This window comes from Alcanivorax sp. IL3 (genome assembly GCF_047495465.1).
Classification (GTDB): domain Bacteria; phylum Pseudomonadota; class Gammaproteobacteria; order Pseudomonadales; family Alcanivoracaceae; genus Alcanivorax; species Alcanivorax jadensis.
This window is the reverse complement of sequence record NZ_CP179931.1, coordinates 2,525,374-2,548,798: the sequence shown is the minus strand read 5'-3', so window position 1 is coordinate 2,548,798 and position 23,425 is coordinate 2,525,374. Positions and strand designations below refer to the sequence as shown.

The 23,425-nt window shown below is 60.2% G+C and carries 24 protein-coding genes and 1 tRNA gene; 15 read left to right on the top strand and 10 right to left on the bottom strand.

What is annotated here, in order from left to right:
- The first annotated feature begins 12 nt into the window (after nucleotides 1-12).
- The 8 genes from bfr (at nucleotide 13) to ACMG4M_RS11810 (ending at nucleotide 6,891) form a co-directional block, all read left to right on the top strand.
- Complete coding sequence (gene bfr / locus ACMG4M_RS11845) at nucleotides 13-492, top strand: bacterioferritin (protein ID WP_297766611.1); 480 nt, start codon at nucleotides 13-15, stop codon at nucleotides 490-492.
- 90 nt (nucleotides 493-582) lie between these two features.
- Nucleotides 583-659, top strand: a tRNA-Arg gene (locus ACMG4M_RS11840).
- Between the two features lie 317 nt (nucleotides 660-976).
- Nucleotides 977-1,219: an OadG family protein gene (locus ACMG4M_RS11835; protein ID WP_052042634.1), complete on the top strand. Its 243-nt coding sequence runs from the start codon at nucleotides 977-979 to the stop codon at nucleotides 1,217-1,219.
- A gap of 13 nt (nucleotides 1,220-1,232) precedes the next feature.
- The gene (gene oadA / locus ACMG4M_RS11830) at nucleotides 1,233-3,029 is read left to right on the top strand and encodes a sodium-extruding oxaloacetate decarboxylase subunit alpha (RefSeq protein WP_297766617.1); all 1,797 of its coding nucleotides are present in this window, start codon (nucleotides 1,233-1,235) and stop codon (nucleotides 3,027-3,029) included.
- Complete coding sequence (locus tag ACMG4M_RS11825) at nucleotides 3,022-4,320, top strand: sodium ion-translocating decarboxylase subunit beta (RefSeq protein ID WP_414430075.1); 1,299 nt, start codon at nucleotides 3,022-3,024, stop codon at nucleotides 4,318-4,320. Before oadA ends, ACMG4M_RS11825 begins: the two co-directional genes overlap by 8 nt.
- Before the next feature lie 273 nt (nucleotides 4,321-4,593).
- Nucleotides 4,594-5,592, top strand: a complete 999-nt coding sequence (locus tag ACMG4M_RS11820; protein WP_414430074.1) for a DUF5924 family protein — start codon at nucleotides 4,594-4,596, stop codon at nucleotides 5,590-5,592.
- Nucleotides 5,593-6,089: 497 nt separating this feature from the next.
- Complete coding sequence (locus ACMG4M_RS11815; RefSeq protein WP_414430073.1) at nucleotides 6,090-6,368, top strand: hypothetical protein; 279 nt, start codon at nucleotides 6,090-6,092, stop codon at nucleotides 6,366-6,368.
- 124 nt (nucleotides 6,369-6,492) lie between these two features.
- Entirely contained in the window at nucleotides 6,493-6,891 is a 399-nt protein-coding gene (locus ACMG4M_RS11810) for a hypothetical protein (protein ID WP_414430072.1), read from the top strand.
- Here the strand turns inward: ACMG4M_RS11810 and ACMG4M_RS11805 are convergent.
- Entirely contained in the window at nucleotides 6,888-8,039 is a 1,152-nt protein-coding gene (locus ACMG4M_RS11805; protein WP_414430071.1) for a YbfB/YjiJ family MFS transporter, read from the bottom strand. The genes ACMG4M_RS11810 and ACMG4M_RS11805 overlap by 4 nt on opposite strands.
- A gap of 620 nt (nucleotides 8,040-8,659) precedes the next feature.
- Here ACMG4M_RS11805 and ACMG4M_RS11800 point away from each other — a divergent pair.
- The 6 genes from ACMG4M_RS11800 to ACMG4M_RS11775 all read left to right on the top strand — a co-directional run bounded on the left by ACMG4M_RS11800 (nucleotide 8,660) and on the right by ACMG4M_RS11775 (nucleotide 15,444).
- Nucleotides 8,660-10,033, top strand: a complete 1,374-nt coding sequence (locus ACMG4M_RS11800; RefSeq protein ID WP_414430070.1) for a CmpA/NrtA family ABC transporter substrate-binding protein — start codon at nucleotides 8,660-8,662, stop codon at nucleotides 10,031-10,033.
- Nucleotides 10,034-10,061: 28 nt separating this feature from the next.
- Entirely contained in the window at nucleotides 10,062-11,063 is a 1,002-nt protein-coding gene (locus ACMG4M_RS11795; RefSeq protein WP_414430069.1) for an ABC transporter permease, read from the top strand.
- Nucleotides 11,064-11,083: 20 nt separating this feature from the next.
- On the top strand, nucleotides 11,084-11,923 hold the full coding sequence (locus ACMG4M_RS11790; protein WP_414430068.1) for an ABC transporter ATP-binding protein: 840 nt from the start codon (nucleotides 11,084-11,086) through the stop codon (nucleotides 11,921-11,923).
- A gap of 127 nt (nucleotides 11,924-12,050) precedes the next feature.
- Nucleotides 12,051-13,229 carry an alginate export family protein gene (locus ACMG4M_RS11785; protein WP_414430067.1) on the top strand — a complete coding sequence of 393 codons (1,179 nt, stop codon included), beginning with the start codon at nucleotides 12,051-12,053 and terminating at the stop codon, nucleotides 13,227-13,229.
- A 172-nt stretch (nucleotides 13,230-13,401) separates the two neighbouring features.
- Nucleotides 13,402-13,989: an ANTAR domain-containing response regulator gene (locus tag ACMG4M_RS11780; RefSeq protein ID WP_035246751.1), complete on the top strand. Its 588-nt coding sequence runs from the start codon at nucleotides 13,402-13,404 to the stop codon at nucleotides 13,987-13,989.
- Nucleotides 13,990-14,268: 279 nt separating this feature from the next.
- Entirely contained in the window at nucleotides 14,269-15,444 is a 1,176-nt protein-coding gene (locus ACMG4M_RS11775) for a CmpA/NrtA family ABC transporter substrate-binding protein (RefSeq protein WP_414430066.1), read from the top strand.
- Nucleotides 15,445-15,722: 278 nt separating this feature from the next.
- On the opposite strand, the gene metE is transcribed toward ACMG4M_RS11775, so the two are convergent.
- Nucleotides 15,723-18,014, bottom strand: a complete 2,292-nt coding sequence (metE, locus tag ACMG4M_RS11770; protein ID WP_414430065.1) for a 5-methyltetrahydropteroyltriglutamate--homocysteine S-methyltransferase — start codon at nucleotides 18,012-18,014, stop codon at nucleotides 15,723-15,725.
- Between the two features lie 135 nt (nucleotides 18,015-18,149).
- Between metE and ACMG4M_RS11765 the strand changes: the two genes are divergently transcribed.
- Nucleotides 18,150-19,073: a LysR substrate-binding domain-containing protein gene (locus tag ACMG4M_RS11765; protein WP_414430064.1), complete on the top strand. Its 924-nt coding sequence runs from the start codon at nucleotides 18,150-18,152 to the stop codon at nucleotides 19,071-19,073.
- A 241-nt stretch (nucleotides 19,074-19,314) separates the two neighbouring features.
- Here the strand turns inward: ACMG4M_RS11765 and ACMG4M_RS11760 are convergent, their stop codons facing one another.
- The 8 genes from ACMG4M_RS11760 to ACMG4M_RS11725 form a co-directional block, all read right to left on the bottom strand.
- A complete protein-coding gene (locus ACMG4M_RS11760) occupies nucleotides 19,315-19,701 on the bottom strand; it encodes a DUF6713 family protein (RefSeq protein WP_414430063.1) in 387 nt (128 codons plus the stop codon).
- A 71-nt stretch (nucleotides 19,702-19,772) separates the two neighbouring features.
- Complete coding sequence (locus ACMG4M_RS11755; protein WP_035246765.1) at nucleotides 19,773-20,237, bottom strand: DUF1456 family protein; 465 nt, start codon at nucleotides 20,235-20,237, stop codon at nucleotides 19,773-19,775.
- Between the two features lie 95 nt (nucleotides 20,238-20,332).
- A complete protein-coding gene (locus ACMG4M_RS11750; RefSeq protein ID WP_414430062.1) occupies nucleotides 20,333-20,650 on the bottom strand; it encodes a DMT family transporter in 318 nt (105 codons plus the stop codon).
- Nucleotides 20,651-20,765: 115 nt separating this feature from the next.
- Nucleotides 20,766-21,611, bottom strand: a complete 846-nt coding sequence (locus ACMG4M_RS11745; RefSeq protein WP_414430061.1) for a CHAD domain-containing protein — start codon at nucleotides 21,609-21,611, stop codon at nucleotides 20,766-20,768.
- 75 nt (nucleotides 21,612-21,686) lie between these two features.
- Nucleotides 21,687-21,857 (bottom strand): hypothetical protein, encoded by a 171-nt coding sequence (locus tag ACMG4M_RS11740; protein ID WP_286826743.1) that lies wholly within the window; start codon nucleotides 21,855-21,857, stop codon nucleotides 21,687-21,689.
- Nucleotides 21,850-22,323, bottom strand: coding sequence for a CYTH domain-containing protein (locus tag ACMG4M_RS11735; RefSeq protein WP_414430060.1), 474 nt, complete (start codon nucleotides 22,321-22,323; stop codon nucleotides 21,850-21,852). Before ACMG4M_RS11735 ends, ACMG4M_RS11740 begins: the two co-directional genes overlap by 8 nt.
- The gene (locus ACMG4M_RS11730; RefSeq protein ID WP_414430059.1) at nucleotides 22,307-22,720 is read right to left on the bottom strand and encodes a DUF4279 domain-containing protein; all 414 of its coding nucleotides are present in this window, start codon (nucleotides 22,718-22,720) and stop codon (nucleotides 22,307-22,309) included. Before ACMG4M_RS11730 ends, ACMG4M_RS11735 begins: the two co-directional genes overlap by 17 nt.
- A 3-nt stretch (nucleotides 22,721-22,723) precedes the next feature.
- The gene (locus ACMG4M_RS11725) at nucleotides 22,724-23,275 is read right to left on the bottom strand and encodes a lipocalin family protein (protein ID WP_414430058.1); all 552 of its coding nucleotides are present in this window, start codon (nucleotides 23,273-23,275) and stop codon (nucleotides 22,724-22,726) included.
- Nucleotides 23,276-23,425 lie beyond the last annotated feature (150 nt).

Sequence of the window (23,425 nt, the reverse complement as noted above, 5' to 3'; positions counted from 1 at the left end):
GAGACAACCCCCATGAAAGGCGACGCCAAGGCGATTGAGTACCTGAACCGGGCACTCGGCAACGAACTCGTAGCCATCAACCAGTACTTCCTGCATGCCAAAATGTACAAGGACTGGGGTCTCCAGGCGCTTTATGAGAAGGAGTACCACGAGTCCATCGACGAGATGAAGCACGCGGACTGGCTGGTAGAGCGCATCCTGTTTCTTGAAGGTATTCCCAATCTGCAGGATCTGGGCAAGCTGATGATTGGTGAAAACACCAAAGAGATGCTTGAGTGCGATCTCAAGCTGGAAAAAATGGCGGTACCGGATCTGCGTGAAGGGATTGCCTACTGCGAATCCATTCAGGATTACATCAGCCGTAACCTGCTCAAGAACATTCTCGAATCCGAGGAAGAGCACATCGATTGGCTGGAAACCCAGCTTAGCCTGATCAAGCTGGTGGGCATTGAAAATTACCTGCAAAAACAAATGGAAACCGCAGAAGACTGATTGCTGAAGTTTTGAGCGACCGGCGCTTGACTCCCGGCGGGGCTTTGGGAATAATGCGCAGCCTCTCGGGGCGATACAGCAACGAGACATGCACCGGTAGCTCAGTTGGATAGAGCAACTGGCTACGAACCAGTAGGTCGGGGGTTCGAATCCTCCCCGGTGCGCCATATCCCTAAAAGGGCCCGCTAATTAGCGGGCCCTTTTTCGTTTCGGGCTGGCACAACATAAACCGCACCATCTCCCTTTCGCAGTGGTCCGGCACCGTCTGGGCCACGCCAATTGATCAAATCAATCACTCCCCCTGTACACTGGCCTCATTGCAGGTTGTCGACAATCCCTCTACATTCCCAGAAATCGACGAGAGAGACCTGGAGCGCTTCCCAATAACCCTGGCAGTGTTCCCGTGACGCCCGCTGACACGGCAGGCCGCCGCCTCTCGCCTGCGGTTACTCAAACCGCCACCGGAACCGTAAAGGAGTGTTCCATGAACACACTGATGGCTCAGGGCCTGGAGCTCATGCTGATCGGCATGGGTGTGGTCTTTTCCTTTCTGATTATTCTCGTGGCCGTAACGACGTTAATGTCGTTGCTGGTGAAACGCTTCGGGCAGGCGCCAGCCGTGAGCGCCGCGACAACGACCGCAGCACCCGCCGGAGACATGCCGTCCCCTGCGGTTATCAAGGCCATTGAAAAGGCGGTGCGTCAGCACCGGCAGTCCCAGCAATAACCGGAATTTTTCCATGAGTGATCACAAGCCTCTGGGCATCACCGATGTGGTGCTGCGCGACGCCCATCAGTCCCTGTTTGCCACGCGCATGCGTCTGGACGACATGTTGCCCATTGCCGCAGAACTGGACGACATCGGTTTCTGGTCCCTGGAATCCTGGGGCGGCGCCACCTTTGATGCCTGCATCCGTTATCTGGGCGAAGACCCCTGGGAGCGTATCCGCGAGCTGAAAAAGGCCATGCCCAATACGCCTCAGCAGATGTTGCTGCGCGGCCAGAACCTGCTCGGCTATCGGCACTACGCCGACGATGTGGTGGATGCCTTTGTGGAGCGCGCTGCGGAAAGTGGCGTGGATGTGTTCCGGGTGTTCGATGCCATGAACGACATGCGCAACATCGAGCGCGCTATCGCCGCCGTCATCAAACAGGGCAAACACGCCCAGGGCACCATCGCCTACACCGTCAGCCCGGTGCATACCCTGGATATGTGGGTAGAGCAGGGTAAAGTGATCGAGCAGATGGGCGCCCACTCCGTGGCCATCAAGGACATGGCCGGCCTGCTGCGCCCCAATGTGGCCTTTGAGCTGGTCAGCCGCCTCAAGCAGACGCTCTCCATTCCGGTGCACATGCAGTGCCACGCCACCACCGGTCTTTCCACGGCAACCGCACTGAAAGCCGCCGAGGCCGGCATTGATAATGTGGACACCGCCATCTCGTCCATGTCCATGACCTACGGCCACAGCCCCACCGAGTCCGTGGTGGCCATGCTGGAAGGCACCGACCGGGATACCGGCCTGGATCTGAAAAAACTCAATCGTATTGCCGGCTACTTCCGTGAAGTGCGCAAGAAGTACGCCCAGTTTGAAGGCAGCCTGCGCGGTGTGGATGCGCGCATCCTGGTCGCCCAGGTGCCCGGCGGCATGCTCACCAACATGGAAAGCCAGCTGAAAGAGCAGGGCGCCACCGACCGGTTCGACGAAGTGCTGCAGGAAATTCCCGCTGTGCGCGAAGACCTGGGCTTTATTCCCCTGGTCACGCCCACCTCCCAGATCGTCGGCACCCAGGCGGTGCTCAATGTGCTCTCCGGCGAACGCTACAAGGCACTGAGCAAGGAAACCCGTGGCGTACTGCGCGGCGAATACGGCGCGGCGCCAGCGGCCTTCAACAGCGAATTGCAGGCCCGTGCCCTGGACGGCGACGAGCCTGTCACCTGTCGCCCCGCCGACCTGATCGATGACGAAATGGACAGCCTGACCCGGGAAGTAGAAACCCTGGCCAGCGAAAAAGGGCTGCAACTGGCGGACGGCAAGCGCCGTATCGATGATGTGCTGACCTATGCGCTGTTTACGCAAATCGGCCTGCGGTTCCTGGAGCATCGCGGCGACCCCTCCGCGTTCGAGCCGGTCCCCGACGGCAAGGCGTTGCCTGTTGCCGGCAATAGCGACGGCGTTTATACCGTGGACGTGGATGGCCGGGAGTACACCGTCAAAGTCAGCGACGGTGGCGACGTGACAGGCATCAAGGCCCTGGGCGAAAGCGCCGGGGCCGGCCAGTCCAACCCGCCGGTGGTGCACAACCCGTCCCAGAGCACACCAATCCCGGCGCCCCTGGCGGGCAACATCTTCAAGGTGCTGGTGAAACCCGGCGACCGGGTTACCGAAGGGCAGAAGATCATGGTGCTGGAAGCCATGAAAATGGAAACCGACGTGTCCAGCCCGGAAGCGGGCATCGTCACCGAGATGGCGGTGAAAGAGGGCGATGCGGTCACCGTCGGCCAGACCCTGCTCAGCCTGGAGCCGGCCCATGGATAAATTGGAGACGCTTTGGCACAGCACCGGCCTGTTTCATCTGTCCGGTGGCCAGCTGATCATGCTGCTGGTCTGCCTCGGTCTGCTGTGGCTGGCCATCAACAAGAAATTCGAACCGCTATTATTATTGCCCATAGGCTTCGGCGGTCTGCTGGCCAACATCCCCGTGGCCGGGCTGGCGGAATCCGCCATCAGCCAGGCCATGCACTTCGGCAGCCAGGATCTGCTCGCCAGCATGGCCCAGGTGCTCGGCATGGATGCGGATGCCGGGCGAGAAGCGCTCTATAAAGCCGCTGAAGGCGCCGGGCCGGCAGTACAGGACCAACTTCACCACCTGGCGCAAAAAGCCAACTACGGCGATGGCATCCTCTACCTGATCTACACCGTGGGCCTGATGACCGGCATCTTCCCGCTGCTGATCTTCATGGGCGTGGGCGCCATGACCGACTTCGGCCCGCTGCTGGCCAACCCGCGCACCCTGTTGCTGGGCGCCGCGGCCCAGTTCGGCATCTTCGCGGCGTTGCTGGGCGCCCTGGCACTGAACTTCCTGGGCATGGAATTCTCCCTGGCGGATGCAGCGGCCATCGGCATCATCGGCGGCGCGGATGGCCCCACCTCTATTTACGTGACCACCAAGCTGGCCCCGGAACTGCTCGGCGCCATCGCCGTGGCAGCCTATTCCTACATGGCCCTGGTGCCGATCATTCAGCCCCCCATCATTCGCGCCCTGACCACCGCCAAGGAACGCACCATCAAGATGGAGCAACTGCGCCCGGTGAGCCAGACGGAAAAGATCCTTTTTCCGATTCTGCTGCTGGTGCTGGTGGCGTTGGTATTGCCCGATGCGGCGCCGCTGCTGGGCATGTTCTGCCTGGGTAACCTGATGAAGGAATCCGGTGTGGTCAGCCGTCTGGTGGACACCACCAGCAACGCGTTGATCAACGTGGTCACCATCATGCTGGGCCTGGCAGTGGGCGCGAAACTCAGCGCGGAAGAGTTCCTGGTCATGGAAACCCTGGGCATCCTGGTACTGGGCCTGGTGGCCTTCATGATCGGCACCGCCACCGGCGTCCTCATGGCCAAGCTGCTCAACCGCCTCAGCCACCACCCGGTGAACCCCATCATCGGCGCCGCCGGCGTCTCCGCCGTACCCATGGCCGCCCGCGTGGCCAACAAGGTGGGCCTGGAAGCCAACCCCCACAACTTCCTGCTCATGCACGCCATGGGCCCCAACGTAGCCGGCGTCATCGGCTCCGCCGTCGCCGCCGGCGTCCTCCTCAACTTCGCAGGCTAACCCCGGCGCGGCCCAGGCCGCGCCTCCCCAACCCTTCTACCCCCAACCCTTCTACACCCACCCTGTAGGAGCGGCGCTTGAGCCGCGAACCGCGCGCAGCGCGGAAATCGCCCGCAGGGCGATCAGGCACACCCGATCCCTCCACTACCTTCTTCATAAACAAAAACGTGCTTCGCACCTCAAGAGGCGACCAACGGCCCGCTGATCTACAGCCACCGGGAACCCCAACGCCTATAGTACGTCGAACAGCCAAACCCCCACGGAGCCTCACCCTTGCCACCCACCCTGCAAACCCTCTCCAACAAGCTCTACCGGATCCGCCACCTGTGGGCGGTGATCAGCTTTGCACTGGGTCTGTCCAGTTACTTTCTGGTGGAGCGCCAACCCTGGCTAGCCGCGGTACTCACCGGCTTTCTGGTACTAAGCTGGCTGCTCCTGCTCACCGAAGGGCTCTGGCAACGGCGCCTGGCCGGCACGGCCATGGAAGGCATGTCCCAGGGCATGCTCAAACTGCTGCTGCAGGCAGTCCATCAGGAAGCCTTCTTCTTCAGCCTGCCGTTCGTGCTGCTGCAATGGTCCGGCGGCGCCGAATACATCTTCTTCACCACCTTGGTAATCAGTGCCGCCCTCGTCAGCATCATCGACCCGCTGTACTTCTGGCTGGCCCGGCACCGGGCGTTGTACTTCGGCTTCCACGCCTGGGCGTTATTCGTGGCCCTGCTGGTACTGCTGCCGCTGATCTTCCACTGGAGCACGGATTCAGCACTCACCTGGGCCGGCTGGCTCACCGCCTTGTTTGCGCTGCCCAGCTTCTGGCGGGTCGGCGGGCCGCGCAAATGGTTTCGCTGGCTGGGTTTATTGGCAGTGTCCTGCGTGATCGCCTTCGCCCCACGCTGGCTGGCACCGCTGGTGCCGCCTCTTACCCTGTCCCTGGAAGAGCGGGCCATGGCCCTGTCCTTCAACCGCGAGCAACGCCAGCCCCTGGTGACCGGGCACAGCTTCTCCAGCGATGAAGTGACCGCCGGCCTTTATGCCTACACCGCCATCAAGGCGCCGTTGGGCCTGGGGCAGGAGATTTATCATTACTGGTTCCAGAACGGCGAGCAGGTAGACCGGATTTCCCTCAAACTCTACGGCGGTCGCGAATCCGGCTTTCGCACCTGGTCCCACAAACGCCATATCCCGGTGCCCTCAGAAGGCCGCTGGCGAGTGGAAGTGCGCACCGCAGACAACCAGATCATCGGCGTCATGCGCTTCACCATCACGCCCTGAGGCTTGCGGCCCCCAGCCGCTCCTTACCCCAAGCCCTTCAGCGCCTCAACCCCCCCCAACCCTCGTTGGAGCCTTGCTAGCAAGGCGAAGAGGCTGACGTCACTGCCGTGCCTTCGAAACCCTCTGCGTCTTCGCAAACCAGGCCCAGTGGTTTATTCAGACCCTTTGGGTCGCCCCCCCCTACAAACGGTCATCCCGAATATGCCGTGCTCAACAGAACGAGCCATATCTTTGTAGGATATGGCTTACAGAAAATGCTAAACGGTTGATATAGAGTGGTTTCGGAACGGGGGAATATCGGGGGCATTTAAGAAAATGGGGCGCTTAGTCGAGTTTTGTCAAACGAGATGGGTTATTGTTTTTACTATAAGAGCCTGACGGTCTTGCGAATTTCTGTGTTTCTCCCGAAATTCATAAAAGAGTTATGTCGAAAAAAGATAGGTCGAATCGTTCGACTGAATACGCTGTTATAAGCCTTTAGCGGCTTCGGGTGAATAATGAGCAAAACACGAAATCCAGGTCCTGTAATTACCGCTCAAACCGGCTGGGAAGAAGCTTTCCTCATCGGGACTGAGCAAGAGCTGCTCGAATTTGCGGAGAGCATAATTCAAGCTGTGAGTTCTGCAAAAAAGGAAGAGTTCTTTGGCGAAGAAGCCCATGTTTCAAAGTTCTATGCCGTCACGGGCCAATACAGCGAAGTCCTATTTGATTGGTTAGTGGTCACAAAGGACAGCAAACAAACAATTGAACTCACGAATAAGGTGCAAGGCTTATAACAAGGCGCATCAATTCGCGGCCTGCGGCCGCCGGACGCCCTTTACATTACGGCTGCGCCTCCATTACAAGGGCGCCGTTGTGCGCAACGTTAAAGCAAAGCATAATCCGTAGCCGGTTTTCTAAATGCGACTGATAAAGCCCGCTCTCATCTACTTCATCCTGATCTTTGCCACCGGCTTCGCCCTGGCCATGATCCGCATTCCCTTCCTGGTGCCTCGACTTGGGGAGCGCTGGGCTGAGCTGGTTGAATTGCCTTTCATGGTGCTGGCCAGTTTTCTGGTGGCCCGCTGGTTGGTGAGGAGATTTGGGCTGGTGACGGTGGTGCCGTGTATTGGCACTGGCCTGCCGGCCCTGTTGATGATGCTGAGCGCGGAGTTGGCGGTGACACTGGTGCAAGGGCAGGGACTGGGTGACTATCTGGCCGGACGCGACCCGGTATCCGGCATTGCCTATCTCTTTTCTTTGCTGCTGTTTGCGGCCATGCCGTTGTTAGTACGCCAGCAGGCTGTGAACAGTCCCTAAAACCGCACCTTCCCCAACGGAACCAACAACACCGCCGCCCCAATCAACGCCGCCGCGGCACCCAGCAACCCGGGCGCAAAACTTCCGCTACTTTCCAGCAGTCGCGCCGTTACCACCGGCCCCAAGATCTGTCCGACGCCATAGCAGGCCGTCAGTGCGCCCAGGGCGGCGCTGGCGGCGTGGGGGGCCAGTTGTCGACCGCAGTACATGCTCAGGGCGACCACGGCGGTAAAGGTGCCGCCCACTAGCAGGCCACTGATGACCAGCCCGGTGAGGCCGGGTAGCCAGGCGGGGGCGCTGACGCCCAGGGCCTGAACCACCAGTGCGGTCATAAGCGCGTTGCGTTCGCTGGTGTGGCTGGCGAGTTTGCCCCACAGCAGGTTGGCGGGGACGGCGGCCAGCCCTACGGCCAGCCAGGTGTAGAAGGCGGCACTGTCCAGGCCCGGTAGTTGGGCTTTGGCGATCACCGGCAGGTAGGTGGTGCTGGTGATGTAGCCGAAGCCGGCCAGGGTGTAGCTGCCGATCAGAAAGCCCAGGGCGGAGCGGTTCACCGGCGCCCGTTCGTGCTGGCTGTGTTTGGCGTGGGGCAGGGCGGGGATGCGACGCAGCAATGGCAGCAGGATCAACGCCAGCGCCCCGCAAGCCAGCCACATGGTGGCGTAGCTGCCGTGCAGGGTTTCTATAAAGGCCACGGTAAGGGCGGCGATGCTGATGCCCAGGCCGATGCCGGCATAGTGGATATTGCCCAGCCGGGCACGGAGGTGATTGGGCATGGCGCCCAGCACCAGCGCGGAACCGTTGACCATGATGATGGCGCTGGCCACCCCGGCCAGGAACCGGTTGATGGCCCAGGGGGTGAAGGTGGTGCTCAGGCCCATGAGGAGGCTGGTGATCACACTCACCCACAGGGCCAGCCAGAACGCCGTGCGCGCCCGGTGGGCGGGCACTGCCATGGCGAGCATGGCCCCGGTCAGGTAGCCACCATAGTTGATGGCCGCCAGGTAGCCGCCGCTGATGGCGGTGAGGGTGCTCTCCGCAATCATGTCGGGCAGGGCCGGGGTGAACAGGAAGCGGCCAATGCCCAGGGCAATCACCAGACTGAAGGCGCCGGCGATAGCAGTGAGTAGGTGATCTCTTTCGGTGGTCATCAATGGTTCCGCTTTGTCTTTCTGTGGGAGCGTGCTTGCACGCGAATGGCACTAGGCCTGGAAGTGGTTCGCGTGCCAGCACGCTCCTACAGTGTCTTGAGCAATTGTGGGTGTGGCCACTGCCGTAATCCAGCGCGCAGCCTAACAGGCCATGGCGTTTTCGGCTTCCTTCTTCGAATGATGTTCATCATTCACCGCAGTGATAAATGCGGCCTTGGTCGCAAAGGCTCGCAAGCTGGGCATGGTTTTTTCACCATGGCGGGGCAAAACGCGGGGTTTTCGGCAAGAAACCGGGTTGCAGCAAAAGCGTGATGCATTTTGGTGAGGCGGGACTGACTCACAACAGTGCCGGCTGAGCGAAAACCGGGCGCTGAAGCCGGCCCGGCTTGTGCCTGTTATCGATAACGTCATGAAAAATAAGACTTTTCAAAACTGGCACAGCATTTGCCTTAATACACGGTAAGCACAACCACTGTGTTGTGCGCGAGATAACCATCTGTGTGGTCAATGGCGACTGCACTCCGATGCGAGCAAAGGCGCTCAAAGATTCCTGCCAATGGTGGCGGGACGCTTTGAGCGCTTTTTTTATGCCCGAAAAAAACCGGGCAGAAGAGGGAAGGATGATGAAAGGTTTCAAGAAAACATTTCGTGGTGTGCTGGCCGCTATGACACTGGGCCTGTCGGCGCCGTCCCTGGCGGAGGATGCTGTGGGCTGGCCGGAAAAGGCCGACCTGAAGTTCGGCTTTATCAAGCTGACTGATATGGCTCCACTGGCCATTGCTTACGAGAAAGGCTACTTCGAGGAAGAAGGCCTGTTCGTGACCCTGGAAGCCCAGGCCAACTGGAAAGTGCTGCTGGACCGGGTGATCGACGGTCAGCTGGATGGCGCTCATATGCTGGCGGGGCAGCCACTGGGGGCGACCATCGGCTATGGCACCGAGGCCCATATTATTACCGCCTTCAGCATGGACCTGAACGGCAACGGCATCACCGTTTCCAATTCCGTCTGGGAAGAAATGAAAAAACATATTCCCAGCAAGGATGGCAAACCGGTGCATCCCATCAAGGCCGACACGCTCAAACCGGTGGTGGAGCAATACAAGGCCGCCGGCAAGTCTTTCAAGATGGGCATGGTGTTCCCGGTATCCACCCATAACTACGAGCTGCGTTACTGGCTTGCTGCCGGTGGGCTGAACCCGGGCTACTACGCGCCGCACCGGGGCGACACCAGCGGCCAGTTGCAGGCGGACGTACTGCTCTCTGTCACACCGCCCCCGCAAATGCCCGCCACCCTGGAAGCCGGCACTATTCATGGCTACTGCGTGGGTGAGCCCTGGAACCAGCAGGCCGTGTTCAAGGGCATCGGTGTGCCGGTGATTACCGATTACGAAATCTGGAAAAACAATCCGGAAAAAGTGTTCGGGGTCAGCAAGGGCTGGGCGGAAGAATATCCCAATACCCATATTCGTGTGGTCAAGGCGATGATTCGTGCGGCCAAGTGGCTGGACGAGAACAACAACGCCAACCGACCGGAAGCGGTGAAGATCCTGTCCCAGCCCAACTATGTGGGCGCCGACTATGACGTGATCGCCAACTCCATGACCGGCACCTTCGAATACGAGAAAGGCGACAAGCGGGAGATTCCGGACTTCAACGTCTTCTTCCGTCACAACGCCACCTATCCCTACTACTCCGACGCCATCTGGTACCTGACGCAAATGCGTCGCTGGGGGCAGATCAGCGAGAGCAAGCCGGATAGCTGGTACATGGATATCGCCAAGAAAGTCTATCGCCCGGACATCTACACCCAGGCGGCCAAGTCTCTGATTGCCGAAGGCAAGATCAGCGCCGATGAATTCCCGGACTTCGCCAGCGAAGACGGCTTCAAGCCGCCGCAGAGCGAGTTCATCGACAACGTCACCTACGACGGCCGCAAGCCCAACGAGTACCTGAGCAAGTTCCCCATCGGCCTGAAAGATGGCGACACCCTGTAACCGGGTACGCGAGAGGAAGGAGACAATCATGGTGACCCTGACATTCCCGACCTGGATGGAACCCTACCGCGCACTGGCCACGGGCAAGGTGTCCCGTGACCAGTGGCAAGCACTGATGCGCCAGCTGCTGTGGCCGGTGCTGGGGATAGGCCTGTTCCTGCTCCTGTGGCAGTTCGCGGCCCAGCGTATTGATACCTCGCTGGGTCAGTTTCCCGGCCCGGCCCAGGTCTGGGAGCAGGCGGGCAATCTGGTCAACGAGCATCAGCAGTCCCGCGAGCGGGAAGTGGCGTTTTATGAGCGGCAGGAGAAGTACATCACCGCCCGGCTGGAACAGCAGCCGGACTGGGAGCCGGTCACCCGGGATTACACCGGTGCGCCTACCTTCTTTGATCAGATCGGTACCAGCCTGATCACGGTGATGAGTGGGTTTCTGCTGGCGTCGATGATCGCCATTCCGCTGGGCATCGTCATCGGCCTGAGCAGCACCGTGCATGCGGCGGTGAATCCGCTGGTGCAGCTGTTCAAGCCGGTGTCGCCGCTGGCCTGGTTGCCGCTGGTCACCATGGTGGTGAGTGCGGTGTATGTGAGCGACGACCCCATGGTGTCCAAATCCTTTCTCACTTCCATGTTCACGGTAACCCTGTGCTGCCTGTGGCCCACGTTGATGAATACGGCGGTGGGGGTCACCTCGGTCAGCCAGGATCTCACCAATGTCTCCCGTGTGCTGCGGCTTAATGCCCTCAGCCATGTGCGCAAGATCGTACTGCCGTCGGCATTGCCGATGATGTTCACCGGCCTGCGCCTGAGCCTGGGGATCGCCTGGATGGTGTTGATCGCCGCAGAAATGCTGGCGCAGAACCCGGGCCTGGGGAAGTTCGTCTGGGATGAATTCCAGAACGGCAGTTCCCAGTCCCTGGGCCGGATCATGGTGGCGGTGATCGTCATCGGCCTGATCGGCTTCCTGCTGGACCGCCTGATGCTGATGCTGCAGCGCGCGCTGGTGTGGGACAAAGCTTCAGCACAACGCTAGCAGCTGAAAGGAGAATCAACATGAAAGCCTTACTGGAACTGTCCAACGTGGGCATGAAGTTCGACACGCCGAAAGGCACGTTCGAAGCGCTGAAGGATGTGAATCTGAAAATTGATTCCGGCGAATTCGTCTCGCTGATCGGTCACTCCGGTTGCGGGAAATCCACGGTGCTCAATATCGTCGCCGGCCTGCTACAGGCCACCGACGGCGGGGTGATTCTGGATAAGCAGGAAGTCACCGAACCCGGCCCGGAGCGGGCCGTGGTGTTCCAGAACCATTCACTGCTGCCCTGGCTCACGTCGTTTGAAAACGTGGAGCTTGCGGTGAAGCAGGTCTTCAAGAAGACCAAGAGCCGGGCGGAAATTCGCGACTGGGTCGAACACAACCTGGAGCTGGTGCACATGGCCCATGCCATGCACAAGAAGCCGGATGAAATCTCCGGTGGCATGAAACAGCGCGTGGGTATTGCCCGTGCCCTGGCCATGCAACCGCAGGTGTTGCTGATGGATGAACCCTTCGGGGCGCTGGATGCCCTGACCCGTGCCCAGTTGCAGGATTCCCTGATGGATATTCATGCCCAGTTGGGTACCACGGTGATCATGATTACCCACGATGTGGACGAGGCGGTGCTGCTGTCCGATCGCATTGTGATGATGACCAATGGGCCCTCCGCCACCATCGGCGAGATTCTTGACGTCAATGTGCCGCGTCCTCGCGATCGCCTGGCCCTGGCCGACGATCCCACCTTTGTTCGCTGTCGTCAGCAGGTGCTGCAGTTCCTGTACGAGAAACAGCGCAAGGTGGAGCCGCTGCCCAAGCGTGCTGACGCTGAGACTGGCGCGGCTCGAAAACGGGCCTGATAACCGTTTATGACTGATTTGATTCGCCTGCTTTTTTCGCACACGGAAAAGCGGGCAGGGGGAAGGTGTGTCTGATTTCAGCACATCACTGTTTTTAATTTTGGGACGTTACATCGAGGAAAAGACCATGAAATATTCTGCCATTGCTGCCGGCGTCATCCTGTCCACGCTCGGTTTTTCGGGGACGGCTCACGCCGAAGACGATGCCTTTATCACTGCGTTGAAAGAAGGCAAGCCGCTGCTGAACCTGCGCCTGCGCCATGAGGAAGTGGATAGCGACGGTGCCGCGGAAGATGCCCAGGCACTCACCCTGCGCACCCGACTGGGCTACCAGAGCGGCACGCTGCACGGCTTTGATGTGTTGGGGGAGTTTGAAGACACCCGCATTGTCGGCAACGTGGATAACTTTGCGCCGCACATGGCCGGTTACCCGGTGATTGCTGATCCGGAAGTGACCGAGCTGAACCGCGCTGCAGTCCGTTATACCGGTAGCGACGCCCTCGATGGCCTGGTGGCCACCTATGGTCGTCAGCGCATCATTTACGACAATGCCCGCTTCGTCGGTAACGTAGGCTGGCGCCAGGATGAGCAGACTTTCGATGGCGCCAAGCTGGATTACGGCACCGGTGATTTTTCTTTCTCCACGTCCTATCTCACCCAGGTAAACGGCTTCACGCCAAAGTTCGATGCCAATGTCTCCAATTACCTGTTCAACGCCAGCTGGGCCGGGGCGCCGGGGGGATCACTCACCGCCTATGGCTACCTGCTGGAAACCGATAACGTGCCCGATTCCGATAACGACACCTATGGCCTGCGGTATGCCGGTGCCTTCGATCTGGATGCCGTAAAGCTGCTTCTCACCCTGGAAGGCGCCCAGCAAGAGGTGGAAGCCGGCGATACCGAGTACTACTTCGCCGAAGTGGGCGCAGAAATGGCCGGGGTCACCGTCAAGGTGGCGCAGGAAGTGCTGGGCTCTGATGACGGCAAGATTGCTTTCCAGACCCCGCTGGCCACCAAGCATGCCTTCAATGGCTGGGCGGACCTGTTCCTGGTAACCCCGGCGGATGGCCTGAAAGACAGCTTTGTCAGCGTCGGCACCAAGCTGGCCGGCTTCAAACTGGCGGCGGTGTATCACGACTTTCAGGCCGAAGAGGGCAGCAGTGACTACGGCACGGAAACCAACCTGCTGGTGGCCCGGCCCATCGGCAAGCACTACGTGGTGGGCCTGAAATACGCCGACTACAGCGCTGATGATTTCGGCGCCGACACACAAAAACTGTGGGCCTGGGCAGAACTGAAACTCTGAGCAAAACAGCGCCGTTTTGGCGCCGCGGAGTGCACCGCTATGGTGCGCTCCGCGAGGTCTGTTGTGGTGAATAAGGAATCGCAAAGAAAAACAGTGAGTTAATAACCCCATGACTGGCACAACCGTTGCAAACCAATCAAGTAACACTCAATCCCTGGATGCTACCGACACTATGGCCCTGAAAATCATGCTGGTGGATGACCAGCCACCGCGCGCTGCGATTCTGGAGCGTGCCCTGATCGACGAAGGGCACGAGATCCTCTGTCGTCTGACCAGTGCTGCCGGGCTGGCGGAGAAGGTGCATTCCAGTAATCCGGATGTGGTGATCGTGGATATGGACGCGCCGGACCGGGACACCCTGGAGAGCATGGCACTGGTGCAGCGGGATATGCCGCGGCCCATGGTCATGTTCTGCAACCAGGACGACGAGGATCTGATCGTGGCGGCCCTGCGTGCTGGCGTCAGTGCCTATGTGGCCGGGGAAACCGATCTGGCCCGGGTGCGCGGCGTGATGCGCGTGGCCACCGCCCGTTTCCGGGAATACCAGGCGCTGCGCGAGGAGCTGGAACAGACCCGCGAAGCGCTGGCAGAACGCAAGATCATCGAGCGGGCCAAGGGCCTGCTGATGCAACGCCGCCGCCTCAATGAGCAGGATGCCTACAGCACCCTGCGGCGCCAGGCCATGAATACCGGTCAGCCATTAATCCAGGTGGCCAGGTCAGTGCTGGATTATGCCGAGATGCTGAAAGCGCAGGGGTGATGGAATTGGCCAGCTTTCCCTGTGGGAGCGATGGTTCCATCGCGAATGTGTTTGCCTTTGAGTCAGGTGAAATTCGCGGTTGTACCCGCAGGGCATAGCAAACGACCGGCCCCACAAAACTGGAGCGAGCATGAGAAGAGTGAGCCCATTGAAAAAATCACGCAGCCTGATCGAGGCACCCAGCAAAAAGGTATGGCGTGCTACACCGGCTGAAGGTGTGCAGGTGGTCAAGCGTCAGGCATCCAGCGTTCGCCGTCAGCCCCTTGCGGAGCCAACCCCATGAAAATCCGTATCGGCTATATGCCGCTCACCGACAGCTTGCCGTTAGTTGTGGCCCAGGAAGCGGGCTACTTCGCGGCGGAAGGGTTGGATGTGGAGCTGCAGCCGGAGTGGAGCTGGGCCAGCCTGCGCGATCGCCTGTTGGTGGGGCAGCTCGATGCGGCCCCCATGCTGGCGCCCATGATGATGGCCACGTCGCTGGGGCTGGGGTGTATCAAGAAACCCCTGGCCACGGCATTCTCCATGGGGCTGAACGGCAACGGTATTACCGTGTCACCCATGTTGTTCCAGGGGCTGTGTGCCCTGTCCGAAGGGCCCACGCCCAACGACATGGCCAGTGCCATGAACAAGCTGGTGGCGGCCCGTGCCAGTAGTGGCGAGTCGCCGCTGGTGCTGGCGGTGGTGTTTCCGTTTTCCTGTCATGCCTATCAATTACGTCACTGGCTGAGCGTCGCCGGGCTGGACCCGGATCACGACGTGAAGCTGGTGGTGTTGCCGCCGTCGCAGATGGTGGATCACCTGCGCATGGGGCATATCGATGGCTTCTGTGTGGGCGAACCCTGGAACAGTCTGGCGGCGTTAACCGGCGCCGGGCACTGCATTCTTTCCGGTTACCAGATCTGGGAAAACGCACCGGAAAAAGTGCTGGCGGTGTCGCGGGACTGGGTGGCCCGTAATCCCGGGCCTCATCGCGCCATGTTGCGGGCGCTCTATAAGGCCGCTCGCCACGCCGACGAGCATCTGCTGGAGAGCCTGTCGCTACTGGCGCATCCGGCCTGGCTGGATGTACCGGCGGAAATCATTCGCGCACCGTTCAGCCAGCGCCTGCCCGGTGGCTTGACCGGACAACCGTTTCCGGCCCATCACTTCCACGTATTCGCCGGTTTCCACGCCAACTTCCCCTGGCGCTCCGATGCCCGTTTTCTGTTGGAGGAAATGCAGCGCTGGCGTCAATGCAGCCTGGAAGAAACCCAGACCTTTGCTGCCCAATGCTACCGCACCGACCTGTTCCGCGACGCCCTGGCGGACCTCACCAGCCTGCCATTGATGGACAGCAAACCGGACGAGCGACACGCGGGCCATTGGCAATTACCCGGTGAGCCAAAGCCGGTAGAGCTGGGGCCGGATCGGTTGTTGAAGGTGATTGAAGCGGAGGAGGGGGCGTTGGACGAATAGAACAGCGCGTTGGTTTTTTGTGGGAAGTCATGCTCGCATGACGAATACGGCGGTAGCTCATGGCAAACCCCCTTCGTGATGCAAGCATGGTTTATTCGCTCCGCTCACCCCTTCGGGGCCGCCCTGCGGGCGTTACTACGCTGCGCTTCGTTCCCACAAAAAGATCGCTATAACCAACCGCCGGGCAGAACCTCGAACGGAATCGTAGGAGCCAGCCTGCTGGCGATATCGTCACCGGGACAGTGTGAATCGCTTGCAGGCAAGCTCCTACGGAATGTTTAACCCGCCTCGCGCAGCTGCTTGGCGGCATCCACCATGTTGGCCAACGCGCCCTGGGTTTCTTCCCATTTGCGGGTTTTCAGGCCGCAGTCCGGGTTCACCCACAGCCGTTCCCTGGGCAGTCGCTCGGCGGCTTTTTCCATCAGTTGCACCATCCAGCTTACGTCCGGTTCATTGGGGGAGTGGATGTCGTACACGCCCGGACCAATGTCGTTGGGGTACTGGAAATCCCGGAAGGCATCCAGCAGTTCCATGTTGGAGCGGGACGTTTCGATGGTGATCACGTCCGAATCCAGGGCGGCGATGGCCTCGATGATGTCGTTGAACTCCGAGTAGCACATATGGGTGTGGATCTGGGTGTCGTCGGCTACGCCCACGGTGGCCAGGCGGAAACAGTCCACGGCCCAGTCCAGGTACTGGCCCCAGTCTGCCTTGCGCAGCGGCAGGCCTTCGCGCAGGGCGGGTTCGTCGATCTGGATCACCTTGATGCCGGCGGCTTCCAGGTCCTGCACTTCATCGCGCAGGGCCAGGGCGATCTGGCGACAGGTATCGGCGCGAGGCTGGTCATCGCGCACGAAAGACCACTGCAAAATGGTCACCGGCCCGGTGAGCATGCCTTTGACGGGCTTGTCGGTGAGTGACTGGGCGTATTGCGCCCACGCCACGGTCATCGCCTCGGGGCGCTGCACGTCACCGAAGATCACGGGGGGTTTCACACAGCGCGAGCCATAGCTCTGCACCCAGCCGAAGCGGGTGAAGACAAAACCATCCAGCAGTTCACCGAAGTATTCCACCATGTCGTTGCGTTCGGCTTCGCCGTGCACCAGCACATCCAGTTCCACCTCTTCCTGGTAACGAATGCAGCGGGCGATTTCCTGCTTCATCTGTTCGGTATAGGAGGCGTCGTCCAGGCGACCGGTTTTCCAGTCGCGGCGGGCGGTACGGATTTCCCGGGTCTGCGGGAAGGAGCCGATGGTGGTGGTGGGGAAGGCTGGCAATTGCAGCGACTGCTGTTGTTTGGCAATGCGCTCGGCAAAGGGGCTGTGGCGGTCGCGGGATATCTCGGCGGCGGCGGCCAGCCGTTTGGCGACTACCGGGTTATGAATGCGGTTGGACAAGCTGCGGGCCTGCAGGGCTTCGCGCTGACGCTGCAAGCCGGCATTGACGCTGCTGTCGCCATCGAGCGCGCCGCCCAGCAGGGCCAATTCCTGCAGTTTTTGTTTGGCAAAGCTGAGCCAGCTTTTCAGTTCGCTATCCAGCTTGTCTTCCTGATCCAGATCCACCGGGCTGTGCAGCAGGGAGCAGGAGGGCGCCAGCCACAGGCGATCGCCCAGTTCGTTACGCAGGGAGATCAGCGCATCCAGGGCCGCATCCAGATCGGTGCGCCAGATATTGCGGCCATTGATGTAGCCCAGCGACAGCACCTTGTCGCCCAGCCGTGGCACCACCTGACCGAGATCATCGTTGCCGCGCACCCGGTCCAGGTGCAGGCCATCCACGGGCAGTTCCAGGGCGGTGAAAAGATTGTTTTCCAGGCCGCCGAAGTAGGTGGCCAGCAGCAGCTTGCAGGTGCTGGCGGCGGCGAGCTGGTCGTAGACTCGCAGGTAGCTGCGCTGCCAGCTGTCGGGCAGGTCCAGCACCAGGATCGGTTCATCGATCTGTACCCATTCCACGCCCTGATCGGCGAACCGCTGCAGGATCTGGCGGTACACAGGGATCAGGCTGTCCAGCAGGGCCAGCTTGCTGCTGTCGTCGGCACCGTCAAAGCTGTCGCCCTTGCTCAGGTACAGATAGGTGAGCGGGCCGGGGATCACCGGCTTGGGGGCGTGGCCCTGGGCTTTGGCTTCCTCCACCTGCTCGAACAGGCTTTCCCGGGCAATGCGGAAGGTCTGGTCTGCCGCCAGTTCCGGCACGATGTAGTGGTAGTTGGTATCAAACCACTTGGTCATTTCGCAGGCTGCCGCCGGCGTACCGCTGGGGGCACGGCCCCGGGCCATGCGGAACAGGGTATCCAGGTTTACCGGTTGCTCGTTGTCTTGCTGGAAGCGATTGGGTACCACGCCCAGCAGGCAGGAAAATTCCAGAATCTGGTCGTACCAGGCGAAATCGCCCACCGGTACCAGGTCCAGGCCGGCATCGGTCTGCAGCGCCCAGTGTCGTTCGCGCAGGCTCTTGCCCACGTGCTCCAGTTCGGTCTGTTGCAGGTCGCCGGCCCAGTAGGCTTCCACGGCTTGCTTCAACTCACGGCGGGCACCAATGCGGGGAAAGCCGAGGTTGTGGAGGGTGGTCATGGTGTCGTCCTTTCATTCTGACAGGGTGGGCACTGGCCTGCCTGCATTCGGGGGCCAGTGCGATTGATGGCTATTGTGGAGACAGGTGAAGTTGAGGCAAAATCAAATATCTAATTATGAATATGAGATTTTCTCATGCTGGAAGTGCGACACCTGACCACCCTGCTGGCCATCGAAGAGGCCGGTTCTCTGATGGAAGCTGCGGAACGCCTTCATGTGACCCAGTCTGCGCTGTCTCACCAGCTCAAGGATCTGGAGGGGAGGCTGGGTGCGGCCTTGTTGGTCCGGCGCACGCGTCCGGTGCGATTCACGACTGCCGGTTTGCGGGTATTGGCCCTGGCACGGGAGGTGTTGCCGAGAGTGCAGCAAACCGAAAGGGAGCTGAAACGGCTGGCGGCAGGCCAGACCGGGCGCCTGCACATCGCCATTGAGTGTCATTCCTGCTTCCAGTGGCTGATGCCGGCCCTGGATGCGTTCCGCGAACACTGGCCGGAGGTGGAGATGGATCTGTCTGCGGCGTTCAGCTTTGCGCCCTTGCCGGCGCTGGTGCGTGGTGACCTGGATATGGTGATCACCTCCGACCCGGTGGAGAACGAGGCGGTGAAATACCTGCCCCTTTTCCGCTACGAGCTGGTGCTGGCGGTGTCGCGGCAGTCGCCGCTGGCGGCAAGCAAGTGGATTGAACCGGAAGATATTACCGACCAGACCCTGATTACCTACCCGGTGGAGCGGGAACGACTGGATGTGTTCACCGCCTTCCTCAACCCGGCCAACGCCGAACCCGCCGCCATCCGCACCGCCGAGCTCACCCCCATGACCGCACAACTGGTGGCGGCGGGCCGTGGCGTGGCGGCGTTACCCAACTGGGCACTCACCGAATACACCGAGCACGACCTGCTGAAAACCGTGCGGCTGGGTGAGAAGGGAGTGTGGCGCACGCTGTATGCGGCCGTGCGGGTGGAGGACGATCACACCCCTTACATGCAGGAATTCTGGGAAACCGCCAAGGAATTGTGTTTCAAGACTTTGAGTGGGGTGCGGGCGGTTAAAGGCAGTTGATCTGTTCCTGTAGGAGCTATGCTTGCATGGCGAACACGGCGTAAAGGAGGTTCGCCATGCAAGCATAGCTCCTACAACTGTTTCTATAGGCCGGGTTGGTTAATAGTGAACAGTGAATAGTGAATAGTGAATAGTTAATAGCGAAAACATAAAACCTGAAGATGCTGGCAGGCCTACATTAGAAACGTTCGGCCCGGAGTGGTTCGCGAAGTGAATAACGTCGCTGGCGGCCCAATTTTCCTCAGGTTTGGTTGCTGTGGTTTGCAGGTGGCAATGTCACCCATTGAGTAAGAGACAAGATCAACGTGGCGGCCAGCAGTAGCAGTGACATGGGTTGCAGAAATTCCGAATGCCCGGCCAGGAAAAAGCCGCTGTGAATTGCCACCGTCAATAGCCCCAGGCCAGCCAGGAACTGGTGGCAAAGGCGTTGCCGTGGACTGTGGGTGGCGACTTGCAGGAAGGCGAGTAATACCAGGGCGATGATGGGCAGATTCAATATCAGGTTGAGCTGATTACCACCGGGTAGATGGAAAAGATTCCACTCGTGCCAGTAGGCGGCATCGATCTGATGGGTGAGCAGGGCGGTGCTGTTGAGCAGGAAAAGGGTCTGGGGCAGGTCGGGTTTCATGGCAGGTCTCCAGTGTTACTGCCATGAAACCCGTTATGGCAGGGTAACGCCATTACCTCTCAGGTAAGCGGTTATTCCCCGTCGCGAAACTGTACCTGCAAGCCCGCCAGGAAATTGCGCAGGATCTGGTCTTTGCATTCCCGGTAATGCTTGTGGCCGGGTTTGCGGAAGAAGGCGCTCAGTTCGTGTTTGCTCATGCGGAAGTTGGCCAGCTCCAGCACGGCCAGCACATCCTCGGCCTGCAGGTTCAACGCGATTTTCAGCTTCATGAAAATCATGTTGTTGGTCAGGCGGGATTCGGGCTCCGGTTGCGGGCCCGGCTTTTTGCCGCGCAGGGCATTGATCAGGCCATTGAGGAAAATCGCCAGGGTGCGGTCGTTGCACTTCTGGAAGGCCGGATCGTCATCCTTTTTCAGCCAGTCGCTGATCTGTTCCCGGGTCACGGTTTCGCCGGCTTCGGCGAAGACACCGATCATGCGGTTATCGTCAAAGTCGAAGATATAGCGAGCGCGGCGCAGAACGTCATTATTGAGCATGAAAAACCTGTATCAGCGGGAGGGACGTGGCCGCCATGTTACAGGGAACCGGTAACCGGGACACGCCCCTATTGTATCGCTTCAGAGGGTCGGGCCTACGGGCTGAAAACTTTCAGCCCGATAATGCCGGCCAGAATCAGCCCCAGGCACAGCAGGCGAGGGGCGTTGACGGCATCCTGGAACAGCACAATCCCCAGCAGCACGGTGCCGATGGTGCCCATGCCGGTCCACACCGCGTAGGTGGTGCCCACGGGCAGGGTCTGCATGGCTTTGGCCAATAGCCAGAAGCTGGCGGCCATGCCGATGAAGGTTAACAGGGAAGGAAGCGGGCGGGTGAAGCCGTGGCTGGCTTTCAGCCCCAGTGCCCATCCGGATTCGAGTATGCCGGCGAGAATGACCAGTGCCCATGCCATGAGAAACTCCTGCATGGGGTCGTCCCCGAGTGGGTGCCAGGATCGAGGTCGTCCTCGGGCGCGCCGGATATTGTAGCAAGCCGGTCGGGGCGGGCAAGCAGGTTTCTGCTTGCGGTCAGGTAGTAGACACCTTGGCGATCCATTTTTTGGTGGGCGTCTGGAACAGGCGCTGGCTGTCGCTCTGGCATTTCTTCAGCAGACGCTTTTCCCGCCCGTGGATGGCGTCCAGGGTATGAGCCAGATCCTTCTGCCTCTCGATGGTGTGGCTTTGTGCCAGCACATATTCGCGAAGCATGTGGAGGTCGTGGAGTTTGCCGAGAGTCTTGCCCAGGCGCGTGAGGGCCTGATCGTGGCAGGGTGTGTGGATGTGCTGATCCGCCAGGCTCTGCTGCTGATAGAGCAGATATTTCACCCATTTGCGCAGGTCATGCCAGGGTTCTGGCTCGGTCCCGCCCTGGGCCTTGATGGTGCGATTGCGGCACTGCTTGTAGGTACGCGCCAGACCGCTGACCAGCAGTTCATGGTCACTGATGCCCAGGGCCAGCGACTGCCAGTGCTGCTGATCCCGGGTGAAGGCGATGATGGCGTCCTGGTGATGGCTGGTTTCCGGCTTTGGTTGCGGGTCGCTGAACAACGTGTTGGCTACCCGACTCAGGGAGTGACGCCTGGGCTTGTCGGCCTTGCTGGCCAGTGTTTGCAGGGTGGCGGCCATCACATGAGTGTCACGGGCACCGGCCAGAGCCTGTGCAGCGTTACGGATGGTGTGGTCGCAGGTGCGGTGATCGTCTCGGCTCAGCCAGGGCCGCAGCAGCTGCCACTGGGCACGCAACCGTTTCACCGCCACCCGGCAGTCATGCACGGCGTTGGCGGTCAGGGGCTGACGCTGCAAATCCGTGAGTGCTTGCTCATTAATGCGGATGGCCTGTTGGCAGAGCCGTTCAATCAGCGAGTGGTCGTCCATGATGCCCTCCCTCCTCAGCCTGAGTGTCCCGGCTGATTATGACCCCGTCGTGATGACCTGCGGCAATCTGTGAATTCACTCAGTGTCGCGCTGACGGTTTTTTTCCACCCAGTAGAGTTGTTTGTGACCCAGGGATTCGTAATCCGCCCGGGCCTGTTCCGCTGCCTGGCGGGTCGGGTAGTCAGCCACTCTGGCCTTGATGCCGTTATCGTCCTGGCGCCAGAGAGTAAAGCGCTGCTCAGTCATCGGCCCACTGGTTGAAGGGCGTACTGCTCAAGGCGCTGTTGTAATAGCGGGCATCGCCGGTGACCTCTTCGCCCAGCCAGGCGGGTCTGTCGAAGGGGGTGTCTTCACTGGGCAGTTCGATTTCAGCGACGATCAGGCCATCGTTATCGCCGTGGAAAACATCGATCTCCCAGCACAGCTCGCCCTGGGGCAGGCGGTAACGGGTCTTGTCGATGACGCCGGCGTTGCACAGCTCATCCAGCATTTGCCGGGCATCTTCCTCAGGCACCGGGTATTCGAATTCACTGCGGGTGGCGCCCACGGTTTTGCCCTTGATGGTCAGCCAGCCGCTGTTGCCGGCAATGCGAACCCGTACGGTGGCGTTCTTGTCGTGACTCAGGTAACCCTGCGTCAGACGTTCGCCGGCCAGCGAATCCACAATGCCTGGGTCCCTGATGAGAAACTTGCGCTCAATTTCCTGTGCCATGGCTGCCGTCCAGTCCCAGTTGATCGAAGGTGATGGCAAAGCCCAGCGTATCGTAGCCGTCGAGAATCTCGGCGGGCAGGTAGAAAGCAGGGTCGTCCATCACGAAGTAGTGTGACACGCCGATACCGAAACGGTAGTCCGGCTCCAGTGTCTGTAGCTGTGGGGCCAGGCGCTTGAGTTTGTAGAGTAGTTTCTCGAAATGGTCCCGGTGGCTGGCGGTGTGATCCAGCTGGCTGGACAGGATCCAGCGATTTTCCCGGCGGCGGGCGTCGGGAAAGGCCTCGCTGAAGGGTTCGCCTTCATGCCAGTAGTCGTCGGCGCTTTGTCCCAGCAGCAGATCCAGTTGGCGGGGATCATGGTCAAAGCCGAAAACCGCAAAATAGACGTGGTGTTCCATGGATCACTGTTCCGGTTGCAGGTCGCGGTTGCGTTGCAATTCGTCCACCGGAAAGCCCTTGCTCTCGGCCAGCTGCAGCAAAGCTTGATATTGATCATCTGGCAGTTGCGGGGTGCGTGCCAGAATCCACAGGTATTCCCGGCTCGGCTCGCCAATCACCACGGTCTGGTAGTTTTTATCCAGGGCGATGATCCAGTAATTGCCCTCGGTGATGGTGGGCAACAGCTTGGAGATCCAGCTGTCGAAACGCACCTTGAGTTTGGCATTGTCGGAGCCGGGGACTACCCGGGCGGTGCCTTGCGCTTCGCTGGGTTCCTTGTCCTCTCGCTGGCAACGGTTGACCACGCGCACGGTGCCGTCCTCATTGAGGGAGTAGGTGGCGGTGGAATTGTAGCAACCGCGCTGGAACCATTGGGGCAGGCGGGCGATTTCATACCAGGTGCCGCTGTAGCGTTCCAGGTCTACCTGGTCGACGGTGGCCAGTGGCTTGTCTGCGCCGCAGGCGCTGAGCAGGCCGGCAAGCAGCAGAGTGAAAAATCCCGGTATCAGGCGCATGGAGACTTCCTCTTCTTGGGTAGAGTGACAGGCTAGCCTGAATCAAGCCTGATATGAATGGGCATGCTATACTGCCGCGCTGTCAGAACCTGTTCAGGGGCTATACGCGGCCGCGCCGGAGTCAATTTTTTCGCCAGCTCGTGATTGCGA